The organism is Sporosarcina koreensis (genome assembly GCF_001531445.1).
GTDB lineage: Bacteria > Bacillota > Bacilli > Bacillales_A > Planococcaceae > Sporosarcina > Sporosarcina koreensis_C.
On sequence record NZ_LQYA01000103.1, the window covers coordinates 12,797 to 26,959 of the forward strand.

The 14,163-nt window shown below is 45.2% G+C and carries 14 protein-coding genes; 6 read left to right on the forward strand and 8 right to left on the reverse strand.

Annotated elements, in window-relative coordinates; translation table 11 throughout:
• The 6 genes from AWV70_RS12220 to AWV70_RS12240 all read right to left on the reverse strand — a co-directional run.
• On the reverse strand, positions 1-1,163 hold a 1,163-nt coding region (locus tag AWV70_RS12220), incomplete at its 3' end, for a DEAD/DEAH box helicase (RefSeq protein ID WP_082713596.1).
• A gap of 61 nt (positions 1,164-1,224) precedes the next feature.
• The gene (locus AWV70_RS12225) at positions 1,225-2,673 is read right to left on the reverse strand and encodes an amidase family protein (RefSeq protein ID WP_060207449.1); all 1,449 of its coding nucleotides are present in this window, start codon (positions 2,671-2,673) and stop codon (positions 1,225-1,227) included.
• A 19-nt stretch (positions 2,674-2,692) separates the two neighbouring features.
• Positions 2,693-2,845, reverse strand: a complete 153-nt coding sequence (locus AWV70_RS22930; RefSeq protein ID WP_082713597.1) for a Fur-regulated basic protein FbpA — start codon at positions 2,843-2,845, stop codon at positions 2,693-2,695.
• A 113-nt stretch (positions 2,846-2,958) separates the two neighbouring features.
• On the reverse strand, positions 2,959-4,176 hold the full coding sequence (locus AWV70_RS12230; protein WP_060207451.1) for a carboxylate--amine ligase: 1,218 nt from the start codon (positions 4,174-4,176) through the stop codon (positions 2,959-2,961).
• Positions 4,177-4,254: 78 nt separating this feature from the next.
• Entirely contained in the window at positions 4,255-4,950 is a 696-nt protein-coding gene (locus AWV70_RS12235) for an RluA family pseudouridine synthase (protein WP_060207452.1), read from the reverse strand.
• Positions 4,951-5,206: 256 nt separating this feature from the next.
• The gene (locus AWV70_RS12240; RefSeq protein WP_060207454.1) at positions 5,207-6,040 is read right to left on the reverse strand and encodes a glycerophosphodiester phosphodiesterase; all 834 of its coding nucleotides are present in this window, start codon (positions 6,038-6,040) and stop codon (positions 5,207-5,209) included.
• A 313-nt stretch (positions 6,041-6,353) separates the two neighbouring features.
• Here AWV70_RS12240 and AWV70_RS12245 point away from each other — a divergent pair, with 313 nt between their 5' ends.
• The 3 genes from AWV70_RS12245 (at position 6,354) to AWV70_RS12255 (ending at position 9,629) form a co-directional block, all read left to right on the forward strand.
• A complete protein-coding gene (locus AWV70_RS12245; RefSeq protein WP_060207456.1) occupies positions 6,354-7,523 on the forward strand; it encodes a hypothetical protein in 1,170 nt (389 codons plus the stop codon).
• A 16-nt stretch (positions 7,524-7,539) separates the two neighbouring features.
• Positions 7,540-8,784, forward strand: a complete 1,245-nt coding sequence (locus tag AWV70_RS12250) for a metal-dependent hydrolase family protein (RefSeq protein ID WP_060207458.1) — start codon at positions 7,540-7,542, stop codon at positions 8,782-8,784.
• Between the two features lie 101 nt (positions 8,785-8,885).
• Positions 8,886-9,629, forward strand: a complete 744-nt coding sequence (locus tag AWV70_RS12255) for an arylamine N-acetyltransferase family protein (protein ID WP_060207460.1) — start codon at positions 8,886-8,888, stop codon at positions 9,627-9,629.
• 59 nt (positions 9,630-9,688) lie between these two features.
• Here AWV70_RS12255 and AWV70_RS12260 read toward each other — a convergent pair whose 3' ends face one another.
• Together AWV70_RS12260 and AWV70_RS25205 are read right to left on the reverse strand one after the other, a co-directional pair.
• Positions 9,689-10,543: an STAS domain-containing protein gene (locus tag AWV70_RS12260; protein ID WP_060207462.1), complete on the reverse strand. Its 855-nt coding sequence runs from the start codon at positions 10,541-10,543 to the stop codon at positions 9,689-9,691.
• Positions 10,544-10,767: 224 nt separating this feature from the next.
• The gene (locus AWV70_RS25205; RefSeq protein WP_082713600.1) at positions 10,768-11,541 is read right to left on the reverse strand and encodes a 3D domain-containing protein; all 774 of its coding nucleotides are present in this window, start codon (positions 11,539-11,541) and stop codon (positions 10,768-10,770) included.
• Between the two features lie 212 nt (positions 11,542-11,753).
• Between AWV70_RS25205 and AWV70_RS25360 the strand changes: the two genes are divergently transcribed.
• The 3 genes from AWV70_RS25360 to AWV70_RS12275 form a co-directional block, all read left to right on the forward strand.
• The gene (locus AWV70_RS25360; protein WP_414714834.1) at positions 11,754-11,870 is read left to right on the forward strand and encodes a hypothetical protein; all 117 of its coding nucleotides are present in this window, start codon (positions 11,754-11,756) and stop codon (positions 11,868-11,870) included.
• A gap of 92 nt (positions 11,871-11,962) precedes the next feature.
• A complete protein-coding gene (locus AWV70_RS12270) occupies positions 11,963-12,169 on the forward strand; it encodes a hypothetical protein (RefSeq protein WP_060207466.1) in 207 nt (68 codons plus the stop codon).
• A 552-nt stretch (positions 12,170-12,721) separates the two neighbouring features.
• Positions 12,722-14,163: S8 family serine peptidase (locus AWV70_RS12275; protein ID WP_276525637.1), on the forward strand; the 1,442-nt coding region annotated here is incomplete at its 3' end.

The window sequence follows — 14,163 nt, forward strand, 5'->3', positions numbered from 1 at the left end:
TAACTTTTTTTCTTCGATTTCTTCACGTCTTTCGGACCGCTGACCGTCTTCGAATTCCCTTCGGTCAACTTCCCTTTATACCAAACCTTTTGGACAGGCTTGAACCCTTTCGAGAGCTTCCTGTATGTACGCTCTTCAGGATATGAAAGCAATGTGAGCACTTCCCCGTCCTCCCCGGCGCGTCCTGTACGCCCTGAACGATGCAAATATTGCTCGATCGTATGAGGGACGTCGACGTGGATGACATGGGTCAGCCCTTGTATATCCAGGCCCCTTGCCGCCAGATCCGTCGCTATCAAAATCCGGATATCGCCCTTCCGGAACTTCTCCAGCGTTTCCTGTCTTTCGAATTTCGTCATTGAAGAGTACAGGACAGCAATCGGCGCCTCATTATATTGCAGCTTCATTTCCTTCATGCGCAACTGATCGACATTATTCATAAAAGCAAGTGCTCTTATGGAAGGCAAATGGGATATCCCACGAAGCAGGTCTGTTTTATCCCGCGCTTCCGTTTTGACGAAAGAATGGATCACTTTTCCTGACAACGGCATATCCTCAACAGAGACATGCAGACGTATCGGATCATTCATCAGCTTTTTCGCAACTAGTTCGATTTCGTCCGTAATCGTTGCGGAAACAACGGCGACTTGACGATCAGGATTCGCGGCTTCAATCAAGTCTTTCACGATGACACGGTAATCCCGTGATAATAACTGATCACCTTCATCCAGCACGATATAGCGGATATCATGCATTTTCAAACGCTTCGCTTTTACGAGTTCGACGAGGCGTCCCGGCGTTCCGACGACGATGGTCGGTTTCTTTTTCAGACGTTCAATCTGCCGTTGCATATTTGCTCCGCCGATCAATTGGGTCACGGTTATATCCGTCCCTTCCACCCACTCACGGATGACGTTGACGATTTGCATCGACAACTCCTGGGACGGCGCCATGATCAACGCCTGCGTCTGCATCTTTTTGCCATCCACCTGTTGGAGGATCGGCAAGACATAGGCAAGCGTCTTTCCGGTTCCGGTCGGCGATTCCGCCACTACATCCCGGCCATTCAACAATTCCGGAATCATTTGGGATTGAATCGGTGTCTCTCTTTCAAACTTCCACTTTTTCTGAATACTATCGTCCATTTTTTCCAAGAAGGACATTCTCATCCCCGCTTTCACTGTTCCTTATCTTATAATGAACCGGATTCGCTTTTCTTTCAAGTCACGGCTTTCTTCTCGCTTTTGCCGACTGTTCAAATGCATAGGCGTAGCCGATCAGTTCAGGCTCGGAATATGCCTTTCCGCAGAGCGTAATGCAAAAAGGCTCGCCCTCCTCCGTGAAGGATGAAGGGACCGTGATCGCTGGATATCCGGCTGCCGCGCTAAAGCTGCATCCATGATCCTGTGGGAACACAAGCGCATCAATTTTATACTCGTCAAAAGCCCTGTCAAGAGCCAATTCCCCTGCCAAATGACGGTTTCGCAACAGTGCTTCAATGTATTCCGGCTCGGTCAACGTCCCACTCGTCCGGTCCACTTTTTCCAACATCACTTGGCCGAATTGAAGTGTCTCTTCCGCATGCTCCTTATTGAATTGAATGATATCGGATAATGTGCGGATCGGGTTCGTCGCTGGCGTTTTTCCGAGATACTCATTCAATGCCGCTTTGAATTCATACAGAAGTACATCATAACCTAAATCATCTTCCATCGTCCCCAAATCAATATTATCGACCAGCTCTGCGCCTAATGATTCAAGTCGATAAAGCGCTTCTTCGAATTTTTCCTTCCTCTCCGTCGAAATCTCCCGGATGAAAATCGGTCGGGCGATGCCGATCCGTTTCCCTTTCAATGAAGATGCATCACATATGGACAGCCAGTCGATTCCATCGAAGCGGTCGGCTTCCCTCGTCACCGGATCGGTTTCATCATAGCCCGCCATCAGGCCAAATGTGATGGCCGCGTCTTCCACTGTCCGTGCAAGTGGCCCCGGTGTATCTTGGGTGAATGAAAGGGGAATGATGCCATTTCTGCTAATTGCCCCGACTGTCGGCTTGATGCCGACGAGAGCGTTTTGCGCTGATGGATTAATGATGGAACCGCTCGTTTCTGTTCCGATGGAAACTGCCGCCATATTAGCCGCAACCGCGGCTGCGGCACCGGAACTCGATCCTCCGACATCAAAAAGACCATATGGATTATTCACTTGTCCACCGCGTGAACTCCATCCATTCCGCATACGATCCGACATGAAATTCGCCCATTCAGTCATATTCGTCTTTCCTAAAATGACTGCGCCCGCTTCCCGGAGTTTCTTTACCAAAAAAGCATCTTCCGCAGCATAGTGGTTTTTCATCGCCAACGAGCCGCAGCTTGTATGCATGCCGTCCCCCGTATCCATATTGTCTTTCAACAGTACTGGAATGCCGTGCAATAGCGACCGCACAACGCCGCCGCGCCTTTCTGCATCAAGCGATCGGGCGATTTGGAGTGCTTGTGGATTCAGTTCAAGCACTGCGTTGATATTCCGGTCTTTTGCCGAGATTGCTTTCATGTACATGACTGTCAGTTCTACCGACGTAAGGCTGCCGGAAGACATTTTTTCCTGCATTTGCCGTATTGTCGCTTCTTCCAGCCATTCATACTGTCCATCTTCTAGTCTCCCGTTCAAGCAAATCCCCCCATTATCATCACTCTATCCTCATTGTATACTGTTTCATCAACTCATATAAAGATAGTTCATATAATTGTTTTCCATTAATTTTAAAGATGCCATCATTAACGAGCTTTTCGATGATTTTATCCCTTTTGTTTTCGAGTACTCGATTTTCTAGCTTTCTCATGGTGTAATTCCTCCTACATAGTTGCCTACCTTCTATTCCACTTCCATGAAGACTGTAAACCATGAAGAATAAACCAAAAAATCCCCGAGGCGCTAAACGCATCGGGGAAACATTTACGACCACTTATTATTTTTATATTTGCGATAGTAATTGATTTGCCTCATAAAAAGATAAAACTTTCTTTTGAAGTTTTTATCTCTTTTGTAGAATAGCGGGTTGGCATACTTGCCTGCCCTTAACAGCTGGTCGATCTCTTTGCGGACTTTGGCGTTGTCTACAAATTTACGTAATACAATTTTCGGAACAACTGTGAAAAGGAATTTTTCATCTAATAATGTCAACGGCTTTTCAACGCCATGGATCAGATCATCGACAAAATTCTTCGCGAGATTATGACCGCATGATGTGATGTAATAACTTGAACGCCCTTGTCGGATATTCACTTCGAACACTTTGAACTTTTTGTCGCGATGATCGTATTTCAAGTCAAAATTCGCGTAACCAACGTAATTGAGCGCCTCTAAAAACCCTTTCAGCTTCAACATCATCTCTTCATTGTACCGGGTGATGACCGCTGTATAATTGCCGATCGCCGTCAGAGTATGCTCTTGCAAAACAACTTGTCCGAACGTAATGAGCTCGGAGTTCCCTTTGCTGTTGACGTAAAAAACGGAATCCCACATATACGTGTCGTCGCCTGGAATGAAATCCTGAATAATCAAGTCATCGCGATAACCGCTGTTCCTGATTGTTTCGATCACTTTCTGGATTTCTTCATACGAATCGACTTTATACACTTTCTGCATTCCGTCAAAGGGATGCTTATAATATTGCACGCCGTTGCTCGGCTTGATAATGACCGGGAACATGACTTCCTCATCGAAACGATCGTCTGTTTCACATGAATGGAAATACGTCGCTGGCGTATCAATGCCATGCTCTTCACATAGCCGGTAGAAATTCTTCTTCACGAGCAGATTATTCATTAACTCTTCACCGATATAGTTGAAGACGAAATCTCGCTTGAGCGCTTGACGGTTTTCGATGATCAAGCGGACATATAAATCATTTGTTCCGATCAGTAGCAGTTTTTTTCCTTGCGTCTTATATTTTCCTGCAATTTGTTTAAGGAAGCGAACGAACTCGTCCTTCTCCCCCAATTTCGCATTCAGCTCAATCGCGCCAGGGATTGTACTTAAACTTGTAAAAGATAAAGGCTCTTTCCCAACAAGGATCGGATGGATTCCGTATGCCTCATGAAATGAAATCGCCATATTGTATGCGTTAATATCAGTCCCTACAATAATCGGGATAAACGGATGGTTTGTCATAGTTTCCTCCAACATGCTTTTCTCTATCTTAGTGTAGGGGTACTGATTTTCGATGTCAATCAACCCGGTGGCCTGTTTTCACATCGTCAAAGCAACGTTATTGACATGCTGCCAAAGATTCCAAGGATGATCGGATGGCGGGGTGGACTCGAATGTAAGGATTTCCTTCGTCGTCGGGTGAGGGAAGGAGAGGGTATGCGCCCATAATGCAATTTGCTGTCCCGGCCGGTTCACATGCTGGCCGTATTTCTGATCTCCGTAAAGAGGAGCGCCTGACGCAGCCATCTGTACCCGGATCTGATGCGATCGTCCTGTATGGAGCCGGATTGCGACCAGACTCATCCCATCCTTCCTTTCAATCGTTTCATAATGAAGGATCGCCTTCTTCCCTCCAGGATGGGACGCTTTCACAGAATGGACCTTGTTTTTCTTCGTGTCCTTCCATAGATGGTGCGTAAGCAGACCGCCGTCTCCCAAGTTGCCCCTTACTACAGCCAAGTATGTCCTTTCCATTTCCCTTTTCCTAAGTACATCGGAAAGTCGGGATGCCGCTTTTGACGTTTTTGCAAATACGAGCACGCCCCCTACCGGACGGTCCAAACGATGCACAAGTCCCAAATAGACGTTCCCCGGCTTCTGATGACGCTTCTTCAAATCCGCTTTTAATAATGTTAATAAATCATCGTCTCCGCTGTCGTCTGCCTGCACCGGCAAATTGACTGGTTTCTCTACAACTAGCAGATGATTATCTTCATATAAAATGTGTATGATCAACTTTCACAGTTCCTTTCAATAGTATTGATGGACAAATTTTCGTATAGAACAATTTACTCTTCATTTCGATTCGCCTCCATTCCGTCTATCATACTATAAAATTCCCATCAATTCTGCTAAAAATGTTGGATGAGTGGAAGTGAATGGACCCTTGAGGCGAAGGAATGGACCTTGAAACGGAAAAAATGGACCCTTGGGCGAAAGATGAGCAAACAAAAAAAGCCGGAAGATTACTCTACGGCTTTTCTCTTAAAAACTATTCCTGCACCAAAAAGATCGGTTCTTCCGTCGGCCATACTGAAAAGTCCGATATGATACCGTCAACGCCGAACTTATGCGCTTTCGACACTAGCCTTTTATCCTTCTTCGACCAGACGAGTACCTTGCTGTCACGTTCGTGAACATTGTCCACCATCTTTTTGCTTACAAAGGATACATTGAAATTGATATACGAGGCGAAGGATGTCAATTCATCCAATTTTTTTGCTGATAATAGCGATTCAGAAGGATGGACTAAGATTGCAACTTCAATCTCGGGTAATAAAGTATGTATTTTCTTCATGGAATCGACATCAAATGATTGAACGATAATTGAACTAATATCTTCATAACCCATCAATAACGATACGACCTTCTCTTCAATTCCCGGATAGGACTGTGGATGTTTCAGTTCGATCAATAATCCGACCTGGCCATAGAATTCTTCCAGTAATTCGTTGAGTGTCATGATTGTTTCACCTTGGAACTCAACACCAAATGACTTTCCTGCATCCAATGCTTTCAACTCATCCAATGTCATATCCTTAATGTAACCGCTGCCATTTGTCGTACGATCTATTTTATCGTCATGCATAATGATAAGTTCACCATCCTTCGAAAGATGGACATCACACTCCAAATAATCTGCACGGAGTTCAACCGCCTTTTGAAATGCGGAGCGGGTATTTTCCGGAGCAAAACTGGAGGCTCCCCTATGCGCAATACTAAGTAAGTTAGGATTATGTATCCTTTTCGTCTGGTCATTAAAACCGACTAGTAGGAATAAACATGCTCCTATGATCGCCATGCAAACTACGTTATGTTTTTTCATCAGAATTCCCCGCATTCTCTCATCGGATGATCCAATTCGCTACACCGACCTAATATCCGAATTATCTTTCTATTATAATATCATAATTCTTTAGTCTTGAATACACTTAATCTCATAATAAGCTGAAAGTATTACCTTATTTTCGCAAATTGATGTTCCCTCATTGTATGCGCTTACAAACACAAACAATAGTAATAATCGTCAAAATACTATTTACAAAACATTTTTCCACTGATATATTGGATATCACTTAAGACTAGGAATTCATTTCATAGTCAAAAGAATAACTATTTTTCATCTAGGAGGAGCCATCATGTTAAGTAATCCTGTAATCGCCACTACTTTGATTTTCGCACTTATTGCATTAGGCGAATGGCTGTCCATCGTGTCACGGGCCAGAGTACCGATGCTTCTCACCGCGATGGTAGGATTTCTTATCCTCATTTGGACAGGCATCTTCCCAAAGGACATTTTAGAGAAGTCCCAATTTCCTGCACTCGGCGCCATCTTAATCGGCCCTGCGATTTTGCATATGGGGACAATGATTCCTTTTTCATTGCTGAAAAGCCAATTCAAAGCTGTCATTATTGCTCTCGGCGGCATACTCGTTTCCGGGATTCTCATATTGACGATCATCCCTTTGATTTTTGATTACCCAACAGCTGTTGCAGGAGTTGGCCCAATCAGCGGCGGCATCATTGCTTTGATCATCACTTCGGAAAAATTGACCGAGCTCGGGATGACGAGTCTTGTCATCATTCCTGCCTTGGTTGTCGCTTTTCAAGGCTTGATGGGCATGCCACTTGCGATGAACTTCATGAGAAGATATGCAGTGAAAATACAGAAGGATATCGATAACGGTACATTCGTCCCTATGGTATCCGAAGCGGATACGTTGAAGGAAGAGGAAAAGAGCGAAAAACACGGCCCGTTCAGATCAAGTACGACTTTAAAATTGTTCTATATTTTTGTCGGTGCGTCTATCGGGGTTGCCCTCGGGACAGTCACACCGGTCCATTATACGCTTTGGTGTCTCGCAATCGGCGTCATCGGTCTGAAAATCGGCGTCTTTGAACCGAAGACACTTGAAAAAGCAAATTCCTTCACGATAACGATGATCGGCATCATCTTTGTCGTCATCGGGTCCATGGCCGGTGTCACACCATCGCAAGTGTTGAGCAATTTGCCAAGCATCCTTCTCATACTTGTCATTGGTACATTCGGTATTGCGGTCGGTGGATTCATCATGTCGAAGCTTGTGAAATGGCATCCGTATAAAGGAATGCCTGTTGCATTGACTGCATTGTTCGGCTTCCCGGGCGATTATATTCTTTGCGAGGAAGTGAGCCGTAGTGTTGCGAGAAACGAGAAGGAAGCGAAAGCCATATTCGATGAATTATTGGCGCCGATGCTGATCGGTGGATTTACGACCGTGACAGTGGCTTCTGTCATTATCGCCGGCATTTTAGTTCAAACATTATAATTCGGGGGGATTTACAATGACAAAAACAATTATTAAAAACGGATCACTTATTGATGGAAACGGCGGAGAACCGAAACAAGGACAAATTGTCGTCATTGATGGAGATCGTATCGAGTATGTCGGTGACGAAAGCGGTTATCAAGCTAACGGAGACGAAACGGTCATCGATGCGGGGAGCGGAACGATCCTTCCCGGCTTTATCGATACGCATGTCCACATGATGCTGGAGTTCTCTCCAATCCAAGAGAGATTGGCTACTCCCTTTTCATTCATGTATTACCAAGCAGCGCAATATTTGAAAGCGACATTGGACGCGGGTGTCACTTCTGTAAGGGACGCACTTGGCACCGATCTAGGCGTGAAAAAAGCTGTCGACGAAGGGCTTATTCCAGGACCCCGCTTGCAACTTAGCATCAACGCATTGACAATTACCGGTGGACATGGAGACGGCTACACAGTTTCCGGCAATGTGCTCGATCTGCTGCCTTCTCCATATCCCGGCATGCCAAACGGGGTTTGCGATGGCGTTGAAGAGGTCCGCAAAAAGACGCGTGAAATGCTTCGTGCGGGAGCAGAAGTCATCAAAGTGCATGCGACTGGCGGCGTATTGAGTGCAACCGATCACCCGGAATTCACTCAATTCTCGTTGGAAGAATTGAAAGTTATCGTCGAGGAAGGGCGTTTTAGGAAAGGCGTTAAGGTCATGGCCCATGCACAAGGGGCAGAAGGAATCAAAAACGCTGTCCGTGCAGGAGTCCACTCCATCGAGCACGGCATCTTCATTGACGACGAGGCAATCGATCTGATGCTCGAAAACGGAACGTACCTTGTACCGACGCTTCTTGCCCCTGTCGCCGTTTTAGAAACTGCCGCAGAAACAGGAATGCCCGAAACGGCAGTCCAGAAATCGAAGGAAGTCATCCAGCATCATATCGAAAGCTTCCAGAAAGCGTACAAGGCTGGAGTCAAAATCGCAATGGGAACAGATGCAGGTGTCATGAAACATGGAACGAACCTACGCGAATTGGGATTGATGGCGGATGCAGGCATGAGCCCGATGGATACAATTGTCGCATCAACTAAAACTGCCGCTGAATGTTTAGGGTGGGATGATCGAGTAGGGACACTTGAAACCGGGAAACTTGCAGACATCATCATTGTAAAGGGAAATCCACTTGAAGATATCCATTCCCTCGCAACTAATGACAATATCCAAATCGTCATCAAAGGCGGAAAAGTGGAGAAAGATTTAACGGCATAATGAAAGGCCATTGCTTGGACAATTGTCCGGCAATGGCCTTTATTGCTTCGAGCACCTCCCGCCAATGGTATACTAGTACTAATTGTTAGGAGGTCGATAGAATGGATATTGAAAAATACCTCAACCGATTCCATGCATCAAATCATAGGGACCCTTCCCTACAGCAGTTGACGGAACTGCAGCGTCTACATATGTCAGGAGTACCCTTTGAAAACTTAGATGTCATCCGCCAGATCCCGATCTACTTGAATTTGAATACGATATACGAAAAAATCGTTCTTCGGAATCGCGGAGGCTATTGCTATGAATTGAACGGGCTCTTCCATTGGCTGTTGGAACAGCTAGGATACGATGCTTCCCTTATCGCCGCCACTGTTTATCGGCCAAACGGACAGTGGGCAAAGCCTGAAACACATGCCGCCATCATCGTTCAATTGGATAAACCATATCTTGTCGATGTCGGATTCGGCGATTCCACAATCCTGCCAATCCCTTTGAACGGAAGCCCTCAAACTGACGTCAGCGGAACCTATTCAATACAGCAATTCGGCAAGGATATTTTCGACCTAGTCAGAACCCGGAACGGAGAGTCCAGGTCGTTGTATCGATTTTCCACATCTACAAAGAAACTCGCCGACTTCCATGAAGGCTGCGTATTCAACCAAGTCTCACCCGAATCGACTTTCACGCATGTCGACATCGTCACAATGGCGACGCCCACAGGAAGGATGACCTTGAAAGATTGTGAATTGACGGTTTCTGAGAGCGGAGAAATACGTTCCAATACTCTTACTGATGAGGAGAAAAGATTAGTTTTATCGGATTCATTCGGCATTAGATTGTAATCGAAAAAAATGAACGGCGAAGGATGATCACCTTTGCCGTTCATTTTTTCAGAATACGATCAATTCATCGCAAAGTCTTGGAAATTTTTCTTGATGGCCAATTGCAGCGAGCTATACGTACGGATTCTCGAAAAGTCCAAGCCCAATTGAACCGAGGTTTGAGCGATTTCCGGACGGATTCCCGTCACCGTTGACTTGATCCCTAGCAGATCAAGCACCTGCATCAACTGGTAAATATGATTCGCCACCATCGTATCAATTACGGAAACACCCGACAAATCGATGAATAGATGACTGACGTCAAGCTCGACACACTTATTCGGAACATAATCTGTAATCGCCTGAACACGGGCCGTATCGATATCTCCGACAATCGGCAATACCCCAATCAGTGAATTAAGCTTAATGATCGGTGCGTTCAACTCGTCAATGAGGCTCTGTTGAGCGAACAATCTTTTTCTCATCAGCTCATCATATCGCTTCGTGAATTCCACTATGATTTCATCAAACGCCATATGTATGGCAATACCCCAATTCATAATATCAGAACGGAGAACTCGATCCCCTTCCCGGTCAACAAACTTTTTGATAAACCGCCAAAAAGAATGCCTCAATTTACTAAGCGCATCCAGAACTTCATAGATCGGCGTTCTGCTGCTCACCCGACTTTCAGCTACCAGCTTCGCCCAATCCTTCTTCTTCTCTTCAAATCCCCTTTGGTCCTCCAGTAGACTGCTGGCAATCGTCAAGTTCGTCAGCCTGTTTTGCTCCCGAAGCATCTGCTCCGACCAATCACCGGCATCTTTTGAATAGATGGAACCATTCTTTTCTTCCCGATCCGCTAGCCAATCTTCTGTGATGGCATCCAAATGCTCAATCAGGAAGTCATACAGCTCCTGATTCATCTTTTTCATCCATATCCCTCCAACCGCTACTCTCTTATCAATTATTGTAACATAAAGTGAAACTTCACTAGGTGGGGAATTCTCTCATCCCCACTTAGTGTTAGTTGAACCAATCGGGCATTTACTGGCAGTCGACCTCCCACTTTAGTGGGAGTCTTACTGCCAGTTAATGCGGGATATAAAAAAGATACGTATTGGGAAAATATAGTGAAAGATTCCCAATACGTATCTAGTTAATTAATGATCTTGATTTTCACCTTTTTGACGCCCCACTCCATCGCACTTGCATAGGTAGGGATGAAGACATCTATTTTATGTCCTTTGATGGCGCTGCCGACATCTCCGGCGATCGCTTCCCCATAACCTTCCACCCACACTTTCGTACCAAGCGGGATGATTGACGGGTCGACCGCTATCACTTTCTGTTCAGGATTGGAGCGCAGATCAATGCCATACGCCGTCGTCCCTGAACATCCGGTGCAATAAGCCGTATAAGCAGTTGCTGTCACAACCATTTCAGTGCCTGTACTTTCCGGAGGATTCGAGACGGATGGATTGAATGCAGGCTCTTTCGGTACGGTTTCCAGAGTGGTTTCCTCAGTGACTGAGGCAACCTTGACAGAACTTAGTGAGGCGACTTCATTCCCGAGGTCTTCTCCGCTAATCTTCAAAACATCTCCCGGGTAAATGATGTCCCCGGACAATTTATTCAAAGTCGTCAATTCCTGAACTGTCATTCCATGGTTCAAGGCGATGCGATATAGATTATCACCTTCCTCAACCATATAAGTCGTCGGCTCTTTCTTCAATAACTCCAGCGGTGGGTAAAATAATAACGGAAATGAACTTTCCCAAATATCGATAAAAGGAATATCAGTAAAATTCGTTCTCACATTTTCGGTAATCGGCACGGTCTCCGCAGTATATTGAATTTGGCTAGATTCCGCCTCTGCAGTCACGATACTGAATGAGAGTGTCATAATCGCGGCCATCACAATCGTTTTCATCTTAATCAAGTAATATTGCTCCTCTCTTCTTAACAATTTCCCCAGTTCTATCCAAAAACTTTCAATATCAAACATATTTCTTTTAAAAATTCGGAATATGTCAATCAAGAAATTGATTGTCATAGTGAGACTGTTATAGGATTGGCGGATTTTGTTTACTTTATTGCATGAGAGGGAAAATTAAAGAAAACAGTTAGAAAGGGGCAAATGACATGAAAGCAGGAAGATTGATCAAGACAGCTATTAAATGGGCACCGGTCGTGTATCCAATTGTACGTAAGATGATAACTACTAAAGAAAAGACGAAAGCCCCGTTACGTAGGCGCTGAACTGACACGATTGTCAATGTCTGTTGATTGTCCGCATATAATGACTGGTTTTGCCAACCCTATATGGAAACAGATAAAAGGAGGCAATAACTATGGCGGATAAGAATCGGCCTACGCCGGATGATGAACAGGAAACGATCCACTTCCGTTTTTTGGACCATCCTGAAGGGATTCCTACTTCAGATCGAGTGAGCCTATTCGATATGCACGAGGATATGCAAACCGTGGACACAATCAATCTGGATGATATGAAAGAGGATTTGCGGAAAGAAAGGATCCATAAAAATCCACGTGACTAACAAAAGTGAAGGGCATGGAATCTATACGGTTACAAATGAAAGAAGCTGGACGTTCATCGGCTTCTTTTTATTGTGCATGACTTGGGAAAATTCTTCGCACCAATCTCCCTATTTTTTGTCACTCATTCTTATATTCATTTATGCCCACAAATCAATGTTTTATAAATAAGTAATATTCGTTCTCTTTTCAAATATAGGTCCTCTTCATCATTTTCTTCTGACTTACATTTCTCCATGCTGCTCCCTTTCATTTCAAATCTCTTAAAAACCCTTTATTCAACACCTTTACATAAATAACTTGACTTTTAAAAATACTTATGAACCGTGATAAAACTCCCTATTACAATTCAATCCAATTAGTTATTTATCATTATTTATTAACTAGTGTGATCATTTAATCTTTTCATATCATTTGATGAATGTATAATATAGCTAGACAGCCAGATACGGAGATTCCGACACCATTGAGAACCTTAACGACTGAGGAAAGGGGGCAAAGGGTGTTTTTTTGACGGCAATTTTAAAGGGAGCGGTTGAAAACTAAAAGGAGGAATGGAATTGAGGAAACGTAGGCGGATGAGATTATTCAGCATTGCGGCAACATTCCTGATGGTGTTTTCATTGATGACACCGGCGATGGCAGCAAGCACGGATATGAACAAAAAGCTGCATCACTCGTTGCGGGACTCGAATGAGATTGCAAAAGAGAAAGTAAGCCACAGATTGCTCGATAGCTTCAAAGATGAAAACATGGTGACCTTTCTGATCAAGTTCAAGGAACAGGCCGATACGGAACAAGTGGCAGCTGCGGCGAAACAGCAAGCTGACGCGGCGAACCTTTCCGGAAAGCAATCGGTCATGATGACAAGATCTGCTGTCGTCTCCGAGCTTCGATTGACATCCCTAGAATCGCAGCAAAATGTCAAACAATATCTTGAGCAACAAGTGCAAGCCGGCAAAGCGAAGGACATCACTTCCTACTATATCGTCAACGGCATGGCTGTAACGGCGACAAAGGAAGTGGCAGAAGCGATCGGCACATTCGCAGAGGTCGAAAAGGTTCTGCCGAATGAAACGCGTCAATTGAACACAACAGTCGTCGAAGATGCGGTTTCTCCGAAATCACAGCTGGCGAATGTTGAGTGGAACATTGAACGTGTCAATGCGCCTCAAGCTTGGGATATGGGTATCGATGGTTCGGGTACAGTCGTTGCGAGCATCGATTCAGGCGTACAATGGGATCATCCTGCCTTAAAAGAAAAGTATCGTGGGTATAATGCAGCCACAGGTGAAGTGAACCATGACTTCAACTGGTTTGATGCAACCGCGGGCAGGACAACTCCTTACGATGATAACGGACACGGAACACATGTGACAGGCACGATGGTTGGAAGTGAACCGAATGGCAATAACCAAATCGGTGTCGCACCGGGCGCGAAGTGGATTGCAGTAAAGGCATTCACCGCTGCTGGCGGATCTGACCGTGATTTATTGGCAGCCGCACAATGGATTTTAGCGCCTACCGATGCAAACGGGAATGCGCGTGTCGATTTGGCACCTGATGTCGTCAATAACTCTTGGGGCGGCGGTGCCGGCCTTGATGAATGGTATCGGGACGTCGTAAGAAACTGGCGTGCTGCTGAAATCTTCCCTGAGTTCTCTGCAGGCAACACGACACTTACAAACCCAGGCGGACCAGGATCGGTCGCGGCACCAGCGAACTATCCAGAATCATTTGCAACCGGCGCAACAGACATCAATAACAAAGTAGGAAGTTTCTCACTCCGGGGACCTTCGCCTTACGATCAGATAAAACCTGATATTTCAGCACCAGGCGTCAACATCCGTTCTTCTGTTCCAGGCAACGGCTATGAAGGCGGATGGAACGGAACGTCGATGGCGGGACCTGCTGTTTCAGGTGTGGCTGCAATGCTTCGTCAAGTAAATGCCACAATTTCTGTCGAGGAAATGGAAGAAGTCCTGTTGAATACCGC